19 protein-coding genes and 1 tRNA gene are annotated in these 21,196 nt (G+C 67.2%); 9 read left to right on the top strand and 11 right to left on the bottom strand.

Annotation, left to right across the window (positions count from 1 at the left end):
* Positions 1–194: 194 nt before the first annotated feature.
* Entirely contained in the window at positions 195–362 is a 168-nt protein-coding gene (rpmG, locus tag SOM26_RS11570; RefSeq protein WP_007407030.1) for a 50S ribosomal protein L33, read from the bottom strand.
* A gap of 210 nt (positions 363–572) precedes the next feature.
* On the opposite strand from rpmG, the gene SOM26_RS11565 reads away from it, so the two are divergent.
* The 3 genes from SOM26_RS11565 to SOM26_RS11555 all read left to right on the top strand — a co-directional run bounded on the left by SOM26_RS11565 (position 573) and on the right by SOM26_RS11555 (position 2,084).
* Complete coding sequence (locus SOM26_RS11565) at positions 573–905, top strand: hypothetical protein (protein WP_320452877.1); 333 nt, start codon at positions 573–575, stop codon at positions 903–905.
* Positions 905–1,474: a TMEM165/GDT1 family protein gene (locus tag SOM26_RS11560; protein ID WP_320452876.1), complete on the top strand. Its 570-nt coding sequence runs from the start codon at positions 905–907 to the stop codon at positions 1,472–1,474. Before SOM26_RS11565 ends, SOM26_RS11560 begins: the two co-directional genes overlap by 1 nt.
* A gap of 112 nt (positions 1,475–1,586) precedes the next feature.
* Complete coding sequence (locus SOM26_RS11555) at positions 1,587–2,084, top strand: Dps family protein (RefSeq protein WP_320452875.1); 498 nt, start codon at positions 1,587–1,589, stop codon at positions 2,082–2,084.
* A gap of 97 nt (positions 2,085–2,181) precedes the next feature.
* On the opposite strand, the gene SOM26_RS11550 is transcribed toward SOM26_RS11555, so the two are convergent.
* Entirely contained in the window at positions 2,182–3,852 is a 1,671-nt protein-coding gene (locus tag SOM26_RS11550; protein WP_320452874.1) for a methyl-accepting chemotaxis protein, read from the bottom strand.
* 397 nt (positions 3,853–4,249) lie between these two features.
* Between SOM26_RS11550 and SOM26_RS11545 the strand changes: the two genes are divergently transcribed.
* Complete coding sequence (locus tag SOM26_RS11545; RefSeq protein WP_320452873.1) at positions 4,250–4,435, top strand: DUF1328 domain-containing protein; 186 nt, start codon at positions 4,250–4,252, stop codon at positions 4,433–4,435.
* A 7-nt stretch (positions 4,436–4,442) separates the two neighbouring features.
* Complete coding sequence (locus tag SOM26_RS11540) at positions 4,443–6,035, top strand: cisplatin damage response ATP-dependent DNA ligase (RefSeq protein WP_320452872.1); 1,593 nt, start codon at positions 4,443–4,445, stop codon at positions 6,033–6,035.
* Between the two features lie 142 nt (positions 6,036–6,177).
* On the opposite strand, the gene SOM26_RS11535 is transcribed toward SOM26_RS11540, so the two are convergent.
* Positions 6,178–6,705 carry a DUF2306 domain-containing protein gene (locus SOM26_RS11535; protein WP_320452871.1) on the bottom strand — a complete coding sequence of 176 codons (528 nt, stop codon included), beginning with the start codon at positions 6,703–6,705 and terminating at the stop codon, positions 6,178–6,180.
* A 174-nt stretch (positions 6,706–6,879) separates the two neighbouring features.
* Between SOM26_RS11535 and SOM26_RS11530 the strand changes: the two genes are divergently transcribed.
* The gene (locus SOM26_RS11530) at positions 6,880–7,635 is read left to right on the top strand and encodes a LytTR family DNA-binding domain-containing protein (RefSeq protein WP_320452870.1); all 756 of its coding nucleotides are present in this window, start codon (positions 6,880–6,882) and stop codon (positions 7,633–7,635) included.
* A 125-nt stretch (positions 7,636–7,760) separates the two neighbouring features.
* Here SOM26_RS11530 and murA read toward each other — a convergent pair whose 3' ends face one another.
* Positions 7,761–9,041 (bottom strand): UDP-N-acetylglucosamine 1-carboxyvinyltransferase, encoded by a 1,281-nt coding sequence (gene murA / locus SOM26_RS11525; RefSeq protein ID WP_320452869.1) that lies wholly within the window; start codon positions 9,039–9,041, stop codon positions 7,761–7,763.
* 128 nt (positions 9,042–9,169) lie between these two features.
* Between murA and SOM26_RS11520 the strand changes: the two genes are divergently transcribed.
* Positions 9,170–9,943 carry a Crp/Fnr family transcriptional regulator gene (locus tag SOM26_RS11520; protein WP_320452868.1) on the top strand — a complete coding sequence of 258 codons (774 nt, stop codon included), beginning with the start codon at positions 9,170–9,172 and terminating at the stop codon, positions 9,941–9,943.
* Between the two features lie 44 nt (positions 9,944–9,987).
* Here SOM26_RS11520 and SOM26_RS11515 read toward each other — a convergent pair whose 3' ends face one another.
* Positions 9,988–10,344 carry a thiol-disulfide oxidoreductase DCC family protein gene (locus tag SOM26_RS11515; RefSeq protein ID WP_320452867.1) on the bottom strand — a complete coding sequence of 119 codons (357 nt, stop codon included), beginning with the start codon at positions 10,342–10,344 and terminating at the stop codon, positions 9,988–9,990.
* A gap of 53 nt (positions 10,345–10,397) precedes the next feature.
* Complete coding sequence (katG, locus tag SOM26_RS11510) at positions 10,398–12,659, bottom strand: catalase/peroxidase HPI (RefSeq protein ID WP_320452866.1); 2,262 nt, start codon at positions 12,657–12,659, stop codon at positions 10,398–10,400.
* A gap of 325 nt (positions 12,660–12,984) precedes the next feature.
* On the opposite strand from katG, the gene SOM26_RS11505 reads away from it, so the two are divergent.
* Positions 12,985–13,932, top strand: coding sequence for an NAD(P)/FAD-dependent oxidoreductase (locus SOM26_RS11505; RefSeq protein ID WP_320452865.1), 948 nt, complete (start codon positions 12,985–12,987; stop codon positions 13,930–13,932).
* Between the two features lie 16 nt (positions 13,933–13,948).
* Here the strand turns inward: SOM26_RS11505 and clpS are convergent, their stop codons facing one another.
* The 4 genes from clpS to SOM26_RS11485 form a co-directional block, all read right to left on the bottom strand.
* Positions 13,949–14,293 carry an ATP-dependent Clp protease adapter ClpS gene (clpS, locus tag SOM26_RS11500; protein WP_042486836.1) on the bottom strand — a complete coding sequence of 115 codons (345 nt, stop codon included), beginning with the start codon at positions 14,291–14,293 and terminating at the stop codon, positions 13,949–13,951.
* A 247-nt stretch (positions 14,294–14,540) separates the two neighbouring features.
* Positions 14,541–17,834 (bottom strand): error-prone DNA polymerase, encoded by a 3,294-nt coding sequence (locus tag SOM26_RS11495; protein ID WP_320452864.1) that lies wholly within the window; start codon positions 17,832–17,834, stop codon positions 14,541–14,543.
* Between the two features lie 139 nt (positions 17,835–17,973).
* Positions 17,974–19,527 carry a Y-family DNA polymerase gene (locus SOM26_RS11490; RefSeq protein ID WP_320452863.1) on the bottom strand — a complete coding sequence of 518 codons (1,554 nt, stop codon included), beginning with the start codon at positions 19,525–19,527 and terminating at the stop codon, positions 17,974–17,976.
* Positions 19,418–20,182: an ImuA family protein gene (locus tag SOM26_RS11485; RefSeq protein WP_320452862.1), complete on the bottom strand. Its 765-nt coding sequence runs from the start codon at positions 20,180–20,182 to the stop codon at positions 19,418–19,420. Before SOM26_RS11485 ends, SOM26_RS11490 begins: the two co-directional genes overlap by 110 nt.
* Positions 20,183–20,313: 131 nt before the next feature.
* Here SOM26_RS11485 and SOM26_RS11480 point away from each other — a divergent pair.
* Positions 20,314–20,388, top strand: a tRNA-Gly gene (locus tag SOM26_RS11480).
* 120 nt (positions 20,389–20,508) lie between these two features.
* Here the strand turns inward: SOM26_RS11480 and SOM26_RS11475 are convergent.
* Positions 20,509–21,180: a hypothetical protein gene (locus tag SOM26_RS11475; protein ID WP_320452861.1), complete on the bottom strand. Its 672-nt coding sequence runs from the start codon at positions 21,178–21,180 to the stop codon at positions 20,509–20,511.
* Positions 21,181–21,196 lie beyond the last annotated feature (16 nt).

Genomic DNA, 21,196 nt, shown 5'->3' with positions numbered 1-21,196 from the left:
GGGGGAGGGCCCGCCCCAGGCGATTCATCTCGTGGCTATCCCTCCCCCATCCCCTCCCGCCTGCGGGAGGGGCGCGCTTGTGGAAAGCGATGGGGGAACAAAAGAACCAACGACAAAAAGCCGCGCGTCCTTCCGGACGGCGGCTTCACGCCTTCAAGTCCTTCGCGGGGCGCTATGCCAGCGCCCCTCGCGAATTACTTGATCTTGGCTTCCTTGAACTCGACATGCTTGCGCACGACCGGGTCGTACTTGTTGAAGCTCAGCTTCTCGGTCTTGGTGCGCGGGTTCTTCTTCGTGACGTAAAAGAAGCCGGTATCAGCCGAGCTGACGAGCTTGATCTTGACGGTGGTCGGCTTGGCCATGACCTGGTTCCTGTATGCGTGAAAAAGCGAAAGCGGCAGCCGGAGCCGCCGCTATATAAGGGCCGCCCATGGCCCATGGACCTGCCTGAGTCAAGCATTTCGCCCCATTTAAGCCCCTCTTTACACCCAAGAGCCTATACGACGTCCCATCGACTTCCTAGGCGGGCGCACGAAAACCGCCATGGCGGCGACGGGAAAGGTGCGAGGAACATGACCGATTCGGGATCTGCGATTCGCGAGCATACCGATGTCCGCGACCAGCTTCGGGCGCGAATCGCCGCGCTTGACGTCCGGGCACCCTATGCACCCGCCACCGAGCTGATGCCCGGCATCGACGCGATTCGCCGCCTGGCCCATGCGCATGGCCTGACCTCCGCGGTCACCGTCACCCATTTCATCGACCGTGCGCTGATGCGCGCGGTGGATACACCGCCCGTCCATGGCTGGCTGGCGATGCTGACCGACGCGGTGGCCAGCGAGCGCCAGGACCTGGAGACGACTCAGCATTTCGCCGAAGCCTGTTCGGTCCGGCTGGCGCGCTGATGGACGCATTGATGATCGTCCTGGTCGTGACGTTTCTGGCCCAGCTTGGTGGACGGTCGAGCGGCTTTGCGACCCGACTGGCCGAGCGGACCGGGGCGATCGTGCCGGTGCTGTCCGGCCTTCTCGTCGCACAAGCGGTGCTTGCCGCGATGGCGGTCGCGCTGGGCATCGCGATCGCGCCGGAGCTGACCCCCGAATTGCGCAGCCTGTTGCTGGCGCTCGCCCTAGTCCTGGTCGGCGTCGCGCTGACCACGCGCATGCCCCGGCCCGGATCGCCGTTCGGCTGGCCCCGGCTGAGGGCGTTCGGCACCGCATTGTTCGGGGGCGGCGCGATCCTGGTCGCCGATTCGGGCATGATGCTGGTGGCGGCCGCCGCCGCGCGATCGCCGCTGCCCTGGGCGGCCTGGCCCGCCGCGATCCTGGGCCTGCTCGGCGCGCTGCTTCCCCCGCTGATGCTGGGCGAGCGCGAATGGCAGCGCCTGCCCTGGCGTACGATCCGCATCGCGATCGGCGCGGTGCTGATACTGGCGGGCGTGATCGTCGGCTTGTCGGCAAAGGGGTTGATCTAGGCGATCGATCAGATTGCGCGGGCTTTGTCGATGGACATGGGGGGAGCATTTGCGCCATCGGTTCGTTCACGCAACGATCCAGACTGCCACGACTGATTGCGGGAGCACGTCCATGTCCGATATCAACCCGGCGCTCGATACGCCGACCGACCTCAACCGCAACGCGACCGCCAGCGTCGCGGATGCCCTGAACGGCGCACTAGCTGATTGCTATGCGCTGTACCTGAAGACCAAGAACTTCCACTGGCACGTCTCGGGCCCGCATTTCCGCGACTATCACCTCATGCTCGACGATCAGGCCGCACAGATCCTGGGCGTGACCGATGCGATTGCCGAGCGGGTGCGCAAGACCGGCAACCTGACGCTGCGCTCGATCGGCGACATTGCCCGCCGCCAGACCATCGTCGACAATGACCGCGAATTCGTGTCGGCCGCCGACATGCTGGTCGAACTGCGCGACGACAATCTGAAGCTCGTCGAGCGTTTCCGCGCCGTCAAGGATGCCGCCGAAGAGGCCAAGGACAATGCCACCAGCGGCATCGTCGACGAATGGACCGACCAGGCCGAGGAACGCGCCTGGTTCCTGTTCGAGGCGGGCCGCAAGGGCTGAGCCGAGCCTGCGCCTTTCGACGATAAAAAAGCCCCGGTGAGAGCCGGGGCTTTTTCGTGGAATATCGGGAGGGGCCTGCCGCCCCTCCCCTTGCGGTTTATGCCGCCCGTCCGAAATCGGCGTCCTCGGCATCCGGCGCCCCGACGCTCAGGTCCAACGCGAAGCCGCGCACCCGTGCCTGCTGATCGGCGATCGATCCGGCGCGCGTGACGGTCGCGCGCCTGTGTGCCGGGCTGCGGCCTGGGGCACGCGGCGCGGGTGGTGCGCCGCGATCGGCGACGTTGATCCGGAAGAAGCTGATGCTCTGCTGCATTTCCTCCGCCTGACAGGCCAGTTCCTCCGAGGTGGACGAGATTTGTTCGGAGGCCGACGCGTTCTGCTGCGTCACCTTGTCGAGCTGCTGGATCGCCTCGTTGATCTGCACCGCACCGATATCCTGCTCGCGGCACGCAGCGCCGATCTCGGCGACCAGTTCGGCGGTGCGGCGGATGTCGGGGACCAGCTTGGCCAGCATGTCACCCGCACGGGTGGCCGCGGTGACGGTGTCGCTCGACATGCCGCTGATCTCGGTCGCCGCGATCTGGCTGCGTTCGGCCAGCTTGCGGACTTCGGCGGCCACGACGGCAAAGCCGCGACCATGTTCCCCGGCCCGCGCCGCCTCGACCGCCGCGTTCAGCGCCAGCAGGTCGGTCTGGCGGGCGATTTCCTGCACGATCGTGATCTTGTCGGCGATGGTACGCATCGCGACGACCGCCTGCTGCACCGCCTCGCCGCTCTGATCGGCATCGATCGACGACTGGCGCGCGATCTTCTCGGTCTGGCTGGCATTGTCGGCATTCTGCTTCACGTTGGCCGCCATCTGCTCCATCGCGGCAGAGGCTTCCTCGGCGGCGGCGGCCTGCTCGGTCGCGCCCTCGCTGACCTGCTGCGACGTCGACGACAGCTCTTCGCTGCCCGCCGCGACATTCTGCGCCGCCAGGCTGGTCTGGCCGATCGTATCGCGCAGCCGCTCGATCATGCGGTTGACGATATCCATCAGGTCCTTGATCTCGTCGTTGGTGGTCACACGCGCTTCGGTGCTCAGGTCGCCGTCCGCGACCGCCGTGATCGCGCCGCCGATGCTGCGCAGCCCCTTGGACACGATGCGCGATATCCAGACGGCACCGGCGATCGCGATCGCCATCGCGATGGCGCCGGTCAGCAGCAGGACCATCGCCGCCTGGTCGTAAAGTTCATCGGTTTCGCGCGCGGCCTTATCCATGTTCCGCTTGCTGAGCGCCACGATCTGATCGGACACGTCCGTAAGCTGGCCCAGCAGGACACGCGATTTGCCGATCGACAACTGGCCCGCTGCGGCATTGTCGTTGCGCATGCCCATTTCGCGAATCTGGTCGTTGATCGGCAGATATTCGGCCCACCGGCTCCGCGCCTGATCCCAGAGGGGTCGCGATTCGTCGGTGGCGTTGGCATAGCCTTCGTTCAGGATCGCCTGCGTATCGGCGCGCGCCTTCATCAGGCTGGTGTCGATCGCATGCATCAGCGCGTCGTCGCTGGTCAGTGCCAGGTTCTTTTCCTGACGCGCGACATAGGACGCCTTGATCGCGAAACCTTGCGCCAGTTCCAGGCGCTTGGCCGGACCGGCCACCAGGTCGTTGATCGCACTGTTCAGCGCATTCATCTTGAGCAGACCCAGTCCGATGACCGTCGACATCAGCAAGAGCAGGATCACGAAGACCGCCCCCAATTTGACCTTGATGGTAGGCCGCATGAAGAAATTTCCCGATTGATGAGGCGTTTGACAACACCCAAGCATGGCGGAACAGGATCACGTCATTCGTGATTCCCGAATGAGGCGGCCAACGTCTCCCGGCGGGCCATCAGGTTCTCCAGGACGAAGCCCGAACAACCAATCCATTACCGGCTCCTCTCGCGAGGCGCGCTTTGGTTTGCGTCGATATTGCGGGCAAGGCTTAAATTTGGGTTATCTTATACCGTTTGCCTGGTCGCTCGCATGGCCGGATTTGCCGTGTCCGTGGGTGCCGGGGCGAGCGGATATGGTGGGGATGGCGATCGGAAATGGGGCGGCAGATCCCGCTCTTCATGCGTAACCGGAACACCAACCCTCCTGGCCGGTTAAGCCCTTATCAGGTCAGGAGGATTGCCCCATGCTCAAGCTCGCCATCACGTTCCTTATCGTCGGTCTGGTCCTGGGGGCCTTGGGCTTTGGCGGTATCGGCGGCGCGTTCGTCGGAATCGCCAAGATCCTGTTCTTCATCGCGATCGCGCTGTTCCTGATCTTCCTGGTGCTCGGGCTGGTCGCGGGCAAGTCGGTGAAGAACGCGATCGACTGATTCGCATATGCGCGAATTTGCGGGGTTGCTCGACGCGCTGATCTACACGCGGTCGCGCAACGCCAAGCTGAAGCTGGTCGCGGATTACCTCGCCGCCACGCCCGATCCCGACCGGGGTTGGGCGATGGCGGCGTTGACCGGCAATCTTGACCTGCCCGGCGTCAAGCCCGCGCTCATTCGCGCCCTGATCGAACAGCGCGTCGACCCCGTCCTCTTTCGCATGAGCCGTGACTATGTCGGCGACACGGCGGAAACGGTCGCCCTGCTCTGGCCAGCGCCCGACCGGCCGCTCGATCCCGAGCCGCTGTCGCTCAGTGCGGTCGTCGAGCGGTTGCGGCATCTGTCCCGCTCCGACGCGCCCACCGTGCTGGCCGACATGCTCGACCGGTCGACCGCGGAGGAGCGGTTCGCCCTTCTGAAGATGGCGACCGGCGGCCTGCGCATCGGCCTGTCGGCGCGACTGGCCAAGACGGCCTTCGCACAGGCTTTCGGGCTGGATGTCGAGGCGGTGGAGGAAATCTGGCACGGCCTGTCGCCGCCCTATACCGAACTGTTCGCCTGGGGCGAGGGGACGGGCGCGCAGCCGACGACGGCCGATGTGCCGGTTTTCCGCCCCTTCATGCTCGCGCATCCGCTGGAGGATTTGCGTGTCGATCTCGACGAATATGCCGCCGAATGGAAATGGGACGGTATCCGGGTACAGATCGTCCATGTCGCCGGGCAGACCCGGCTTTACAGTCGGACCGGCGACGATGTGACCCACGCCTTTCCCGATGTCGCCAGCGCCTTCGATACGGTGGGCGCGGTCGATGGCGAATTGCTGGTCAAGGGCGAGCATCAGGGCGGTACGCTGGAGGATGGCGGCGGTGCGGCCAGCTTCAACGCGCTCCAGCAGAGATTGGGGCGCAAGACCGTGTCGGCCCGGATGCTGGCCGATTACCCCGCCTTCGTCCGGCTTTACGACATATTGGTCGACGGAACGGAGGATCTCCGCCCCCTCCCCTGGACCGAGCGACGGAAACGGCTGGAGGCGTTCGCGGCCAGGCTCGACCCCGATCGGTTCGACGTCAGCGCGGTGATCGAGGCTGCGGATTTCACCGCGCTGGAGGCCTTGCGCGCCACCGCCCGCGATGCCGCGATCGAGGGCGTGATGCTCAAGCGCCGCGATTCACCCTATAGCGGCGGGCGGCGCGTCGGCCTGTGGTACAAATGGAAACGCGACCCGCTGACCGCCGATTGCGTGATGATGTACGCCCAGCGCGGCAGTGGCCGGCGGTCGAGCTATTATAGCGATTACACCTTCGGCTGCTGGACCGAGGAGGGCGAGCTGCTGCCCGTGGGCAAGGCCTATTCGGGCATCACCGACGAGGAATTGCGGGCTTTGGACCGCTTCGTACGCGCCCATACCGTCCAGCGCTTCGGACCGGTACGCGAAGTGGAAAAGACGCTGGTGCTGGAGATCGCGTTCGATTCGATCCACGAATCGAAGCGGCACAAATCGGGGGTGGCGATGCGCTTTCCCCGGATCGCCCGCATCCGCACCGACAAGCCCGCCGAGGAAGCCGACCGGGTGGAGACGCTCAAGCGGCTGGTGACGTAGAGCATCCTATTCCTCCCCTGTAAGGGGAGGGGGACCATGCGAAGCATGGTGGAGGGGTGTCGCCCTGTCGATAGCGGGACACCCCTCCGTCAGGGCTTCGCCCTGCCACCTCCCCTTGCAGGGGAGGAATGGTTGGACCGCCTCAACCGAACAGCCACGTCCCCATCACCCGGCCCGGCATGAAGGCAAAGGAGCCCGCGCCGATCAACCCGGCGAGATACAGGCTGACCATGACCTTGCGGTGCGTAGCGATCCGCCCCGCCCGCGCCGCCGCGATCGCCCGCCACAGGCCGATCAGGGTGATGGGGATAAAAATGTGGATAAAACTGAACTGCCCGTGATTCAGGTCGCGCAGCGCCAGTGCCGACAGCGCCGCGACCACCATCAGCCCCGCCCATATCCTGCCCAGCATCCGGTGCCGCGCATCGCCCTTGCGCGCCAGCAGGACATACAACCCAAGCGGCAGGGCGGGCAGCACCGAGCCGAGATGGATCCACACCGCCACGTCATGCGCCCGCGCCAGCGTCGGCGACAGGCCCAGCGCGCCGCGTGCCATGGCGACCACCGCCATCAGCGACAACGTACCCCCGGCGGCCAGGACGGCGGCGCGCAACAGCAGCGATGTATCGCCACGGCGGGGCTGCGCAGGAAGAAACAAAAGGTCGGTCATCGGTCGAAATCCTGATCGGAAACGGTTCGCCCCCGGTCCTGCCGTCGCACCGGGCCTTTGCCAGCCTGTTTGCGCGGATCGGCGGTTTCCCTTCGTGGACAGGCCGATTTGCCATTTCGCGAAGCGCCAATTGGCCATAGTCACGGGGCCGTGATGCCCCGCTCTCGCCGCATAGTGATCGATATCGCCGCGATGATCGGCGTCGGGCTGCTGCTGGCGGTGCTGGGGCCGTTCGGGACGTTCGAGGCGAGCTTTGCCTATCGGCTGATCTATTGGATCACGCTGATGCTGGCGGGCTATCTCCTCTACAAGCCGGTGATGGCGGGGGCGCTGGTCGTGGCGGCGCGGTTGCACCTGCCCGAAATGGCGGGCTGGGCCGGGGCCGCGATCCTGGCCAGCGTGCCGATGAGCGTCGTCGTCTGGTGGGTCGGGCGACTGGGCCTGCCGATGCGCTGGCCGGATACGGATCAGGCGGTGCTGCTCTATGGCAATGTGCTGGTGATCGGCGGACTGGCCAGCCTGTTGCTCTGGTATGGCGAGAAGCGGCGAGCCCCAGCCCCGGAGGCCGCCCCGCCCGAATCTGCCCCGTCCGAATCCTCCGCGCCGATCGCGACACCCCGCCCCGCATTGCTCGACCGCCTGCCGCCGGGCTTCGGCCCCACCATCGTGGCGCTGGAGATGGAGGACCATTATCTGCGCGTCCACGGCGCCTATGGGTCGGAGCTGATCCTGCTGCGGATGCGCGACGCGGTGACGGAGGTTGCGCCGCTGATCGGCGCGAAGGTGCATCGCAGTTGGTGGGTGGCGCGCAATGCCGTGCGCGAGGCGCATCGCGAAGGGCGTGGACTGCGGCTGGTCCTGACCGGCGGGGTCGAGGCGCGGGTATCGCGCGCGATGGTGCCGGTGCTGGAGGCGGAGGGCTGGTGGTGACGGCCGCTATTTCCTCCCCTGCAAGGGAAGGTGGCAGCCTGAGGGGCTGACGGAGGGGTGTCCACGCCGATGGTGACACCCCTCCACCACCGCCTCCCCAAGCAGAAGCCTGGGGAGGACCAAGATCAGTCGCCGACGCGCTCGATATCGGCACCCACGGCCGACAGCTTTTCCTCCAGCCGCTCATAACCACGGTCGAGGTGATAGACACGGGCGACCGACGTCTCGCCCTCGGCGGCCAGGCCCGCCAGGATCAGGCTCATCGAAGCACGCAGGTCGGTCGCCATGACGGGCGCACCGGTCAGCTTCTCGACGCCCTTCACCATCGCGGTGCGGCCATGCACCTGGATGTCCGCGCCCATGCGCGCCAGTTCGGGCACGTGCATGTAGCGGTTCTCGAAGATCGTCTCGGTTAGGGTGCTGGTGCCCTCGGCCTTGCACAGCATCGCCATGAACTGCGCCTGCATGTCGGTCGCGAAGCCCGGATAGGGTGCGGTCGACAGGGTCAGCGGCTGAAGCGGGCCATCGGCCTTCACGCGGATCGAATCGCGGCCTTCCTCGACGGTGACGCCCGCCTCGGTCAGCGCGGAGAGCGTCGCGCGCATATCCTCGGCACAGGCGCCGACCAGTTCCAGGTCACCGCCGGTGATCGCGGCGGCGCAGGCATAGGAGCCCGCCTCGATCCGGTCAGGCATCACCGAATAGGTGGCACCGTGCAGCCGGTCGACACCCTCGATGGTCAACGTCTCGGTCCCGACGCCATCGATCCGCGCGCCCATTGCGATCAGCAGGCGGCACAGGTCGACGATCTCGGGCTCGCGCGCGGCATTGCCCAGCACCGAGGTGCCCTTGGCCGTCACCGCGGCCATCAGCGCATTCTCGGTCGCGCCGACCGAGACCACCGGGAAGGTATAGCGCCCACCCGACAGGCGACCGCCGGGCGCGCTGGCCTTCACATAACCGGCGGTCAGTTCGATCTCCGCGCCGATGGCCTCCAGCGCCTTCAGGTGAAGGTCGATCGGACGGTTGCCGATCGCACAGCCGCCGGGCAACGACACCCGCGCTTCGCCCGCGCGCGCCAGGATGGGGCCGAGCACCAGGATCGACGCGCGCATCTTGCGCACGATGTCGTAGGGCGCCTCGGTCGAGAAGAGTTGCCCTGCACGGATCGTCATGACCCGGCCGAAATCCTCCGGCCGCGTCCCCTCCACGCGGGTCGACGCACCGATCTGGTTCAGCAGATGGCCGAACCCGTCGACATCGGCCAGACGCGGCAGGTTGCGCAACGTGACCGGTTCGTCGGTCAGGATGGCGCAAGGCATCAGGGTGAGCGCGGCGTTCTTCGCGCCCGAGATCTTCAGGCGACCCGACAGCCGGTTGCCGCCGCGAATAAGGATACGGTCCATAGACCCGCCTTCCTAGCGAAGGTCCGGGGCATCGCCAAGGGTCGCACCCCGCCCCACAGGGCGAAAAGCGGCAGGAAAAACCAAGAAAAGGGCCGGTTGATCGATATCAATGCATGCCGATCCCCTTGATGGCTAAGGCACTGTTCCGCTCGGGGAATGAGGTGTCAGTGGGAAATTTCGGGCTTGGGGATCGCCTGGACAAATGGGTTTCGCTGACCCCAGCAGAGCGCGACGCGCTGTCGCAGCTGGAGGATCGGCCCCGCGCGATACGGCGCGGGACCGTCTTGACCGACGAACAGATGCGCAGCGAGGACATGTACGTGGTCCGACAGGGCATGCTGATGTGCTATGTCCTGCTCGACGACGGCAGCCGCCAGATCCTGCGCTTCCTGTTTCCCGGCGATCTCTTTGCCCTGTCGGCGCTGCTCTATGACCGGTCGCCCGATACGGTGGTGGCGGTATCGAACGCGGTCGTCTGTCCGTTCGACCGGGGGCAGATCACGATGCTGGCGACCGAGCATCCGCGCCTGCTGAGCCTGATTCTTGTCCTCAACCAGATAGAACGGGTCATCTCCACTGATCGGCTGGCGGGACTGGGCCGCACCTCGGCGCGGACGCGGGTGGCCACGCTGCTGCTGTCGCTGCGGGGCCAGATGCGCCAGGCGGGCATGGATGTCGGCGCCTCCTTCGCACCCGGCCTGACCCAGGAGGAAATGGGTGATGCGATCGGGCTGACCGCAGTGCATGTGAACCGCATGCTGCGCCAGCTGGAGGACGAGGGCCTGATCAAGCGCGAGGGCGGTCGCGTCCACCTGTTGAACGAAGCACAACTGGTGGGCGAGGCCCGCTATATCGACCGGTTCGAGGGGCTGGACCTCAGCTGGCTGCCGCCGGGGCGGTAGGCTCTTTTTCCAATCCTCCCCTATGACGGGGAGGGAAGCGATGTTCAGGAAGGGCCGCCCACCCACTTCTGCAAGCGTGGCCGGACCGTCAGGAACTGGCGATAGGCTCGCTCCAATACCCCCAGCACCCATGGCGAGCGCGCAGCGAGCCCCAGCGGGCGCAGTAACGGGATCGCCCGCCACATCGCGGCAAAGGCCGCCGCGCCCGACAGCATCCGGCCATTCTCCCGCGCATGGAAGCGCGCGAGCAGGGTGTCGCGGTCGATCGGGCATTGGTCCGGGCCGTCCCCGCCGATCGCTACGAAATCGATCCGTTTGCGCGTGTCCAGCCGCCGCATTATCGCGATCTCGCGGCGGCACAGCGGACAGGCATTGTCGTACCAGACGGTGACGGTCTTCATGGCGCTTGTCCGTGTGACGCGGCGGCCCGGTCGTGCCGGGCCGCCACGGGCGATCAGAACAGATCCGCCGTCATCACCTTGTTCCACACCTTCACGAAATCGCGGACCATGCGGGCCTCGCCATCCTCGGCGGCGTAGAATTCGGCGATATTGCGCAACTGCGAGTTGGCACCGAAGATCAGGTCGTTGCGCGTCGCGGCATAGCGCGTCTCGCCCGTATCCCGGTCGTCCAGCGTGAAGCGCAGCCCGGCCTCGTCCTGCTTGGTCCAGACATAGTCCATGCTGGTCAGCACCCGGAAGAAGTCGTTGCTGAGCACGCCCACCCGGTCGGTGAACACGCCCGCCTCGCTCTCGTCCCAGTTCGCGCCCAGCGCGCGCAAGCCACCGGTCAGCACCACCCATTCGGGCGCGCTGAGCTTCAGCAGCGCCGCCTTGTCGAGGAAAAGCTCCTCGGGCGCGATACGGCCCGCCGTCACTTCGGCAAAGTGATCGTCGACATAGTTGCGGAAGCCGTCGACCACCGGCTTCAGCCATTCGAAGCTGTCGGCATCGGTCAGTTCGTCGGTAGTGTCGCGACGCCCGGCGGTGAACGGCACCTCCAATGCGATCCCGGCATCCGCCGCCGCCTTCTCGACCGCCGCCGTGCCGCCCAGCACGATCAGGTCGGCCAGCGACACCCGCTTACCGCCGGTCGCCGCATCGTTGAACGCGCCCATGATCTCGCGCAGCTTCGCGATGACGGGCACGGTGCGGCGATTGACCGCCCAGTCCTTTTGCGGCGCCAGCGCCAGCCGCGCACCGTTCGCGCCGCCGCGCTTGTCGCTGTCGCGGTAGGTGACGGCCGCGGAAAAGGCGGTGAAGGCCAGGTCCGAGACCGACAGGCCACTGCCCAGGATCTGCTGCTTCAGCTGCGCGATGTCGGCCGCGTCGATCAGTTCGTAATCGCGCTCCGGGATCGGGTCCTGCCACAACAGGTCGGGCTGGATCGTGACCTCGGGACCGACATAGCGTTCGCGCGGCCCCATGTCGCGGTGGGTCAGCTTGTACCACGCCTTGGAAAACTGCTCGGTGAAATAGTCGAAGTCGTTGAGGAAGCGCTCGCAGATCGGGCGATAGACGGGATCGACCTTCAGCGCGATGTCGCTGGTCATCATCATCAGCGCATGGGTCTTGCCCTCGATATGCGCATCCGGGGTGCGCGGCGCGTCACCGCTGACCGGCGTCCATTGCAGCGCGCCCGCCGGGCTGCGCGTCTGTTCCCATTCCAGGCCCAGCAGGTTTTCGAGATAGCTGTTGTCCCAGGTCGTCGGGTCCTGCGTCCAGCTGCCCTCGATACCGTTGGTCATCGTGAACTCGGCATTGCCGGTGCCTTCGGGATTGTGCCAGCCCAGCCCCATCTCCTCGATCGCCGCGATCTCCGGCGGCGCGCCGATGCGGTCGGCCTTCACCATGCCATGGCTCTTGCCGAAGGCATGGCCGCCCGCGATCAGCGCCACCGTCTCCTCGTCGTTCATCGCCATCCGGGTGAAGGTAATGCGGATATCGCGGGCCGAGCCCATCGGGTCGCCATTGGCATAGGGCCCTTCGGGATTCACATAGATGAGCGACTGGTGCGAGGCGGCCAGCGGCTGTTCCAGATCGTAATCGGCATCGCCATTCTGGCCACGCCAGCGCTTGTCGCGATTGACCATCTCGTCATAGGAATCGACCTTGGTCATGTCGAAGACCTCGGGACCCCAATAGGTCGCGTCATCGGCTTCCCACGCATCCTCGCGCCCGCCGCCGAAGCCATAGGTCGGCAGCCCCATGATCTCGAGCGAGCAGTTGCCGGTCAGGACGATCAGGTCGGCCCAGGACAGCGCCGCGCCATATTTCTGCTTGATCGGCCAGAGCAGGCGACGCGACTTGTCGACATTGCCATTGTCCCACCAGCTGTTGATCGGCGCGAAACGCTGCATCGCCTCGCCGGCACCACCGCGCCCGTCGGCGATGCGATAGCTGCCCGCCGAGTGCCACGACATGCGGATCATCTGCGGCCCGTAATTGCCATAGTCGGACGGCCACCATGCGACCGAGCTGGTCAGGAAGCGCTTGATTTCCGCCTTCAGCGCATCGAGGTCGATCTTGGCGAATTCGGCGCGATAATCGAAATCCTCACCCAGCGGATTGGCGCGCGGGCCATGGCGGTGCAACTGCTCGACCCGCAGCCGGTTGGGATACCATTCGGCCAGCGTCGGCGGCGTGGTGAAGCTGCCCCCGATCCGGTCGCCGCCAAAGGGGCACTTGCCTTCGAGCACGGTCTTGTAATCTTCCATCTGCCAGCCTCTTCGGGTCTATCGGGTTGAAATCGCGCAAGCCGCACCGGGACGACGGACAAGGTCGTCCGCCGTCATGCCGTGATCGGCGAGGATCATGTCACCTGTCGGGAACATCGGCGGCCGCATCTTTCCTGAAGCGGCAAACACATTCGCCGCTCATCCGCTTCGACAACGTTGCGCACCCGGCGTCGATCCTTCGTCAGGCCCGGCCTGCCCTAAAAAAATTATCCTGGATCAGCCCGAATATTAGGGCGTTGACCCTGTTCGGCAAAAAGTCCGGTTTGCGCAGCGGCATGCGCACCGGGCATGGAGGAATTCAGCGATGGTCGGATCGGCCGCCATTATCGGCGCTGGCATGGCGGGGCTGTCCTGCGCGACGCGGATGGCGCAGGGCGGCTGGCGCGTTGCGCTGTTCGACAAGGGCCGCCGTCCGGGCGGACGCCTGTCGAGCAAGGTGGTGACGGCGGATGGACAGTCCTTCGCCTTCGATTACGGCGCACAGTATATGACAGCGCGCGATCCCGCCTTCGTCGCGCAGGTCGAGGTCTGGGCACGGGACGGCGTCGTCGCCCCCTGGCCGGCGGTGGGTGAGGATGCCTGGGTCGGGGTGCCGGGCATGAACGCGATCCCCACCCACATGGCCGCGCCGCTCGCCCCGCGCTGGTCAACGCATATCCGCGAACTGATGCGCGGATCCGATGGCTGGCGGCTGGGCCATGACGCCGGGCGGGAGGGGCCGTTCGACGCGGTGATCCTCGCGATCCCGGCCGAACAGGTTCCGGCGCTGGCCACGGCACATGCCCCCGACCTGGCCGAACGGGCCGAGGCGCATTCGTCCGCCCCCTGCTGGACCGTGATGCTGGGGTTCGAGACGGTGCTGTCCGCCGCCGACATCCTGGCGAATGGCGATGCGAGCGACGGTCCCATCGACTGGGCCGCGCGCAACTCCGCCAAGCCCGGCCGTGACGGCGGCGAGGCTTGGACGATCCATGCCACGCCCGAATGGTCGCGCCGCCATCTCGAAAGCGACACCGCCTCGGTCACCGCATCGCTGCTACGCGCGCTGGAGGAACGGGTCGGAACGCTGCCCTCCCCGGCCTATGCGGCGGCACATCGCTGGCGCTATGCGCGGTCGGGCAAGGCGGGGATCGGCGCCTGGCACCGACCCGATCTGGGGCTGGCGGCCTGTGGCGACTGGCTGATCGCGCCACGGGTCGAAAGCGCCTGGCTATCGGGGCGACAGGCAGCGGAGGCGGTGCTGGCCGGATAGAAGCCGGTCAGCGGCGTTACGCCTTCTCCAACGTGCATTGCAGCGGATGCTGGTTGGCGCGGGCGAAGTCGATCACCTGCGCCACCTTGGTTTCGGCGACTTCGTAGGAGAATACACCGCACACGCCCACGCCGCGCTGGTGAACGTGCAGCATCACGCGGGTCGCGTCGTCCATGCTCATGCGGAAGAATCGCTGGAGGCACAGCACGACGAATTCCATCGGCGTGTAATCGTCGTTCAGCATCAGCACGCGGTAGGGCGTCGGCTGCTTGGTGCGCGTCCGGGTGCGGGTCGCGACGCCCAGGCCGTTGCCTTCGTCGTCCCCATGATCGGGGCCTTGCCCCGGCCCATTACCGGCCATTCCCAGAGGATGGGTGAGAGTGTCGCTGTTCTGGGCCATGACGACAAAATATGGCATGGCGGGGGGTACGCACAAGCCCTTGGCGGGCGGATCGTTCGTATAAATCGGCATGGTTGCATTCCTCCCCTGAAAAGGGAAGCGGCAGGGCACGGCCCTGACGGCGGGGTGTCCCGGTCCATGGATCGTTGCACGACCTGCCACACCATCCCGGCCTTCGCCGGGGGTGGAGCATGGACGGGATCACATTTCAGTGGAAATCCCGCGAGCGCGGCAGCAGGCGGACATCGCGCGGATGGACGCCGCGCTGGGCCGGGGTCCCGCGCGGATCATGCGACCGGGTGGCGACGGCGGGCACGTCCTCCAGCCGGGCGAGCATCGCGCTACGATCCTCGACACCCGCCGTCATCAGGTGGACGACGCCCTCCTCGCTACGCTGGACGACGCCGTGGATCAGCATCAGCCGCGATGCCATCACGGCGCGCCGGTTCGCCTCGAAATCGCGCGCCCACATCAGCGCGTTGACGATGCCCGTCTCGTCCTCGATCGTGACGAAGATCGCATTGCCCTTGCCCGGCCGCTGGCGGACCAGCACCACCCCCGCCACCTTGGCGCGTCGCCCATCGGCCAGCCGGTGGAGATCGGCGGCGGACAAGATGCCCTCGGCCGCCAGCTCGCGGCGCAGGAACGCCATGGGATGGCCCTTCAGCGACAGTCGCGTCGCCCGGTAATCGGCGCTGACCTGTTCGGACAGCGGCATGGGCGGCAGCGCGACATCGGGTTCGGCCGCCATTTCGGGGGCCTCCATCGCCGCGAACAGCGGCAGTTGCGCCGACTTCATCCGCCGCGCCTCCCACTGCCCCTCGCGCCGCCCACGCCCCAGCGAGCGATAGGCGTCGGCCTGGGCCAGCAGATCGAGCGCGCGGCGGGGCAGCCGGGCGCGGATGGCGACCGCCTCGATCGCGTCATAGGGGGCGTGGTCCGCAATCTCCCTGCCCCAGGCTTCGCGGAATGCGTCGATCTGGCGGAAGCCCAGCCGAAGCGCGAAGGCGCCGTCGTCGCGCCGTTCCAGCCGATTGTCCCAGCCGCTGTGATTCACATCGACCGGCCGCACCTCGACCCCGCCATTTTCGCGCGCATCGCGAACGAGTTGCGCGGGGGCGTAGAACCCCATCGGCTGGGCGTTGAGCAACGCGCAGGTGAAGATCGCGGGCTGATGGCATTTCAACCAGGCCGAGACATAGACCAGCCGCGCAAAGGACAGCGCATGGCTTTCGGGAAAGCCGTAGGAGCCGAACCCCTCGATCTGCTTGAAGCAGCGTTCGGCGAAATTCTGTTCGTATCCGCGCCGGACCATGCCACCGACCATCTTCTCGCGGAAATTCTGGATCGTGCCGACATTGCGGAAGGTCGCCATGGCGCGGCGAAGCTGGTTGGCCTCGTCGGGGGTAAACTCCGCGGCGGTGATGGCGAGTTTCATCGCCTGTTCCTGAAACAGCGGTACGCCGTAAGTCTTGTGGAGCAACTGGTAGAGTTCGTCCTTCGGACCATGATCGGGATGCGGCGAAGGATAGGTCACGACCTCCTTGTCCGACCGTCGGCGCAGATAGGGGTGGACCATGTCGCCCTCGATCGGCCCCGGCCGGACGATCGCGACCTGCACGACCAGGTCGTAGAATTCGCGGGGCTTCAGCCGGGGCAGCATGTTGATCTGCGCCCGGCTCTCGACCTGGAACACGCCGATGCTGTCGCCCTTTTGCAGCATCCTGAAGACCCGCTCGTCCTCGTCCTGGGCCAGATCGGTGAGGTCGGGACGGTCGAGGCCGTTGGCCTCCATCAGGTCGAACGCCTTGCGGATGCACGTCAGCATGCCGAGCGCCAATATGTCGACCTTCATGATCTTCAGCTCGTCGATATCGTCCTTGTCCCACTCGATGAAGGTCCGCCCCTCCATCGCGCCGTTGTGGATCGGCACCGTCTCGTCCAGCCGCCCCTGGGTCAGCACGAAACCGCCGACATGCTGCGACAGATGCCGCGGCGCGCCCAGCAGCCGGTCGACCAGGGTGCGCAACCGCGCGATCTCCGGATTGTCGGGGGAGAAGCCGGTTTCGTGGAAGCGCTTCTCCTCGAACTGCCTTGAAAAACTGCCCCAGACCGTACTGGTCAGCCGCTGCGTCACATCCTCGCTTAGCCCCAAGGCCCGGCCGACCTCGCGCACCGTGCTGCGCGGGCGATAATGGATGACGGTCGCGGCGATGGCGGCGCGGTGGCGGCCATAGCGGTCATAGATATACTGGATCACCTCCTCGCGCCGCTCATGCTCGAAGTCGATGTCGATATCGGGTGGCTCCTTGCGCTCGTTCGAGACGAAGCGCGAGAAGAGCAGGTCATGCCTGGTCGGATCGACCGAGGTGACGCCCAAGATCCAGCACACCGCCGAATTGGCCGCCGAGCCCCGCCCCTGGCACAGGATCGGCGGGTCCAGGCTGCGCGCATGCTGCACGACATCATGCACGGTCAGGAAATAATGGGCGTATCGGCAGTCGCGGATGAGCCCCAGTTCCTCCGTCAGGGTGGACTGGAGCTTGGCCGGAACCCCCTGGGGGAATTTCTCTGCCGCCCCCTTCCAGACCAGGTCTTCCAGCCAGTCCTGCGCTGCCCACCCTTCGGGTATCGGTTCGTTGGGATAGTGATAGGCGATGTGATCCAGCCGGAACGTGATCCGCTCGAGGATCGCCACGCTCTCCGCCACCGCCCCCGGCCGGTCGGCGAACAGCCGCGCCATCTCTGACGCGGGTTTCAGGTGCCGCTCGGCATTGGCTGCCAGCCGCCGCCCGCCGGTGCGGATGGTCAGCCCCTCGCGAATGCAGGTCAGTATATCCTGTACCGGTCGGTCGGCGGGTGTGGCGAACAGCGCATCGGTGGTCGCGAGCAGCGGCACCCCCCGCGCCTCGGCCAGCGCGCCCTGCGCCATCAGCCGACGCCGGTCCGCGCCCGATCGCGGCATGGTCACGCCCAGCCAGACCCGCCCCGCCGCCACCGCCACCAGCCGGTCGAGAGTCGCCGCCAGCCCCGGATCGGCCCGTTTCGGGGGCAGCATCGCCTCCGCCATCGGCTCACAGGGCCGCGCCGAGGATTCGGGCAGCGCGATCAACAGTATCTCTTCGGCATGACGGGTCAGGTCGCCCAGCCCCAGGATGCAGCCGCCCTTCCGGGCCCGCTTGTTACCTACGGTCAGCAAACGGGTCAGCCGTCCCCAGCCGGTGCGGTTGATCGGATAGGCCACGATATCCGGCGTGCCGTCGGCAAAGACCAGGCGGGCACCGACGACCAGTTCGAAGGGCGGCATATGCCCGCCCAGTTCCTCGCGGATTTCCCGCAGCGCCCGGTGCGCGCGCACCACCCCCGCCACCGTATTGCGATCGGCAACGCCCAGTCCGTCCAATCCCAGCATGATGGCTTGCTTGACCATATCCTCCGCCGGGCTCGCACCGTCCAGGAAGGAGTAATGCGTCGCCGCGATCAGTTCGGCGAAGTCGGGCATTTAATCTTTTCCTCCCCTGCAAGGGGAGGTGGCAGGGCAAAGCCCTGACGGAGGGGTGTCCCCGGTTGTGAGCGTCCCAATCCTCGCAAGCCGTGACACCCCTCCACCATCCTCCGGATGGTCCCCAGTGTCAGGTCGATCATGCGAACAGGCCGTGCACATACCAGCGCGGCCGCTCGGTCTCGCTGTAGAGGCCGTGGCGAAAGATCCAGAAGCGCCGCCCGCGCACATCCTCGACCCGGTAATAGTCGCGGGTCGGCGGGGCTATGTCGGCGCGCCGCCACCATTCGCCCGCGATCCGCTCGGGCCCTTCGGCGCGCGCCACGTCATGCATCTTGCGTCGCCAGCGGAACCGCGCGGGCGGGCCGTCCGGGGTTTCGGCGGCAAGCGACTCGATCGGCTGGGGCGGGTCGAACAGATGGATCGGGCGGAGCGGCGGCTCCCCTGCCTCGGGCCGGGTCCATTCCGCCTTGGGCGCCGCTTCCGTCGCGGGCAGCAGCAATTCGGCCTGTTCGGGAATATGGCTGTCGCGCGGATGGATCCGCCGCACCCGTTCGCGCCCCAGCCGCGTGCCCAGCCGGTCGATCAGCGCCGCCACCGCCTCCGACTTCGCCTCGCCCCCCTCCAGCCGCAACTGCACCGCGTCGAGCTTCTCGGCCAAGCCGACATCCAGCCGGATCAGGTCATAGCCGAACCCCGGATCGAGCGGATCGGCCAGTGCCTCGATCCGCTCGCGGAACAGGCGCAGCAGCACGGCCGGGTCGCGGGTCGGCTGCCCCGTCTCGACGCGCAGGGCCTGCACCTCGCCATCGCTGCGGAACAGCCGCGCATCCCAGCGCCGCCCGCCCTCGTGCCGTTCCTCCAGCGCGCGTGCCGCCTCGCCCGCCAGTTCCTCCAGCACGCCCAGCATATGCTCGGTCCGCGCCACCGGCTCGGCGAAGCGGCGCTCCACCGCGATCGGCGCGGCGACGACGCGCGGGGTCAGCAGGCTGTCCTCCTCGCCGGTCAGCCGTCGCAGCGCGGTGGCCGCCTCGCGCCCGAATCGCGCCGCGATCGTCGCCATCGGTCGCGCCAATACGTCGCCGACCGACTTCAGCCCCGCCGCGACCAGCGCCGCCCGCGCGTCCTCGTCCAGTTCCAGTGCGGCGACGGGCAGGCGGCGGATCGCCCCCATCTCGTCCGGGGCGGGCGCCCCCGCATGCCGCGCCAGCGCGCGCGCCGCCTCGGGCGTGTCGCCATATGCCAGTCGTACGGTCAGGCCGCGCCGGGCCATGCGAGTCTCGATATCCTCGGCCAGCCCGCGCTCGCCGCCGAACAGATGATCCGCGCCTGTAGAATCGAGCACCAGCCCCTGCGGCGGATCGAGCGCCACCGCCGGGCTGTAGCGCCGCGCCCCCTCGGCCAGCCGTTCCAGCCAGTCGGCATCGGCACCGGGGTCATGCGGAAAGACCTCGATCTCGGGCACCCGCGCGCGGGCATCGGCCAGGGTCAGCCCGACCGACAGCCCCGCCGCGACCGCCGCCGGATCGAGCGCGGCCAGGCGGATCGCGCCGCCCACCGATTCGGCAAAGACGATCGGGGCATCACCCCGCGCCACGAACAGGTGCGGGCGCCGGGCCCGCAGCCGCTCGATCGGCAACCAGGGGAAGACGAGCGCCAGATAGCGGCGCGGGGTCGAAGCTTTGCGTGTCACGGTTCCACTCCACGCGCCACCGGGCGCCCGCAGGCCCTCCCCGTCGACGCAGCAATTCCAGATCATAAGCGGGCGCACCCGGCGCATCCGCTGCCAGCACGCGCGAAGGGGCGGGCGCGACCGACCAGCGGGTCGCCGCGGCGCTGGGCACCGCCTGTCCCCCGACGCGCAACAGGATCATCAGCACACCCGAGGCTTCGGCCGCCAGCATCAACCGGCGCGAGGCGGTCAGGTCCAACCCGCGCATCGCCCCCCAGCCTTCCGCGATGACGGTGCCGAGGCCCGGACAGCGCGCACCATCGGCCGCCGCGCGCAGCAGCGCCGAATCGTCGGCGACCACCACCACGACCAGATCGGCGGGGTCGAGCCCCATCGCGACCAGCCCGGGGCCATGGAGTCGCCCGCCCTGTCGCTCGGCCGCCTCGGTGCGCAACCACAGGATCGGGCGTGCCCCGGCCGCCAGCACGCACCCGATCGCCAGACCGGCCCCGCTGGCCGCTTCCTCCTGGGAAAGGGCATGGATCTCATGCAACCGGGCCGGGTCGAGGCACGGCATCGCATCGTCCTGCCGCCCCGCCCCCGGCGCCTCCCCCGCACGCGCGCCCCGCGCGGCGGCGCCACGCAAACGGTCGATCAGGGCGAAGGGCTCCTCCATATATGTTCTTGTAATGTTCTATCGCCGGAGTCGCCAGCCGTAAAAAATCTGAAAAAAGTGCTTGCCGGATTCGAAACCCACATCTAATAGCCCGCCTCACCCCAGCCGGTTCGCCGGTTCGGAACGCCAGAGCGGGCGTAGCTCAGGGGTAGAGCACAACCTTGCCAAGGTTGGGGTCGAGGGTTCGAATCCCTTCGCCCGCTCCAGTTTTCGCAGCGAACATGCTGCGCCATTCAGCAGCATCGCGAAAACGCAAACGTCACCGATGATGGTGGCGACGACACGAACAGCACCGTGTCGCCCCCCGCGATCCTGCCCCCCTTTTCCTATACTTCCCGCGATTCCAGCAACTGGCCTTCGGCGAACATCAGCTTGTCGAGCAGGCGGCGTTCGATGAAGCCGTCGTCGATTCGCTCCGCCATGAACCGGCCGCCCGCGCCGCGCCGGAAATCGGCGATCAGCCGGTCGCGCGCGTCACAGAAATCACCCCTGCCCCGCTCGTCGGCCCGCGCCGCGTCGCAGGCATGCCAGAAGGACGGGTAATCATGCTGGCCGCCGGTGCGATAGAGCGCATGCAGCCGCCGCCGGCCGGTCCGCCCACCGCGATGCCAGTCGCGGTGCCGGGCCGCCTTGCTGGCCAGCCGGTCCCAGATGAAGATGTCCGCTTCCGGCCGGGTGAAGGTCGCGATCTTGCTGGCGGCCGAACTGTGCCGCCGGGGACGGGCATTGCGAGCCGGCAGCCCGCCCGCCAGCGTGGCGATGTCGACCAGCGGATCGAACGTCGCCGCCGCGCGCGTCGCCATGATCGCGCTCGCCACGCCGGGCTTGTCCCAGGCCTGGCGCTTGGTCAGCTGGAAGGTGACGAGAAACCGGTGCGCGTCCTCCTCGCTCACCCGCCCTTCGAACAGCCGCAGCCAGTGCGTGTCCGGGTAATAGCGCCGCAGCACCTTTTCCTCGGGCGGGCAGCACCAGCGGCGGACATCCTTTTCCGCCAGCATCAGCAACCGCGCCCGA

The sequence above is a fragment of the Sphingomonas sp. CFBP8993 genome (assembly GCF_034044895.1).
GTDB lineage: Bacteria > Pseudomonadota > Alphaproteobacteria > Sphingomonadales > Sphingomonadaceae > Sphingomonas.
Note: the sequence above shows the minus strand (reverse complement) of the source record. Positions and strands in the feature narration are given on the sequence as shown.

Bases quoted from the DNA above. Each gene is read 5' to 3' on its own strand.
- rpmG (WP_007407030.1), bottom strand. From the start codon at position 362: ATGGCCAAGCCGACCACCGTCAAGATCAAGCTCGTCAGCTCGGCTGAT.
- SOM26_RS11565 (WP_320452877.1), top strand. From the start codon at position 573: ATGACCGATTCGGGATCTGCGATTCGCGAGCATACCGATGTCCGCGAC.
- SOM26_RS11560 (WP_320452876.1), top strand. From the start codon at position 905: ATGGACGCATTGATGATCGTCCTGGTCGTGACGTTTCTGGCCCAGCTT.
- SOM26_RS11555 (WP_320452875.1), top strand. From the start codon at position 1,587: ATGTCCGATATCAACCCGGCGCTCGATACGCCGACCGACCTCAACCGC.
- SOM26_RS11550 (WP_320452874.1), bottom strand. From the start codon at position 3,852: ATGCGGCCTACCATCAAGGTCAAATTGGGGGCGGTCTTCGTGATCCTG.
- SOM26_RS11545 (WP_320452873.1), top strand. From the start codon at position 4,250: ATGCTCAAGCTCGCCATCACGTTCCTTATCGTCGGTCTGGTCCTGGGG.
- SOM26_RS11540 (WP_320452872.1), top strand. From the start codon at position 4,443: ATGCGCGAATTTGCGGGGTTGCTCGACGCGCTGATCTACACGCGGTCG.
- SOM26_RS11535 (WP_320452871.1), bottom strand. From the start codon at position 6,705: ATGACCGACCTTTTGTTTCTTCCTGCGCAGCCCCGCCGTGGCGATACA.
- murA (WP_320452869.1), bottom strand. From the start codon at position 9,041: ATGGACCGTATCCTTATTCGCGGCGGCAACCGGCTGTCGGGTCGCCTG.
- SOM26_RS11520 (WP_320452868.1), top strand. From the start codon at position 9,170: ATGGCTAAGGCACTGTTCCGCTCGGGGAATGAGGTGTCAGTGGGAAAT.
- SOM26_RS11515 (WP_320452867.1), bottom strand. From the start codon at position 10,344: ATGAAGACCGTCACCGTCTGGTACGACAATGCCTGTCCGCTGTGCCGC.
- katG (WP_320452866.1), bottom strand. From the start codon at position 12,659: ATGGAAGATTACAAGACCGTGCTCGAAGGCAAGTGCCCCTTTGGCGGC.
- SOM26_RS11505 (WP_320452865.1), top strand. From the start codon at position 12,985: ATGGTCGGATCGGCCGCCATTATCGGCGCTGGCATGGCGGGGCTGTCC.
- clpS (WP_042486836.1), bottom strand. From the start codon at position 14,293: ATGGCCGGTAATGGGCCGGGGCAAGGCCCCGATCATGGGGACGACGAA.
- SOM26_RS11495 (WP_320452864.1), bottom strand. From the start codon at position 17,834: ATGCCCGACTTCGCCGAACTGATCGCGGCGACGCATTACTCCTTCCTG.
- SOM26_RS11485 (WP_320452862.1), bottom strand. From the start codon at position 20,182: ATGGAGGAGCCCTTCGCCCTGATCGACCGTTTGCGTGGCGCCGCCGCG.
- SOM26_RS11475 (WP_320452861.1), bottom strand. From the start codon at position 21,180: ATGCTGGCGGAAAAGGATGTCCGCCGCTGGTGCTGCCCGCCCGAGGAA.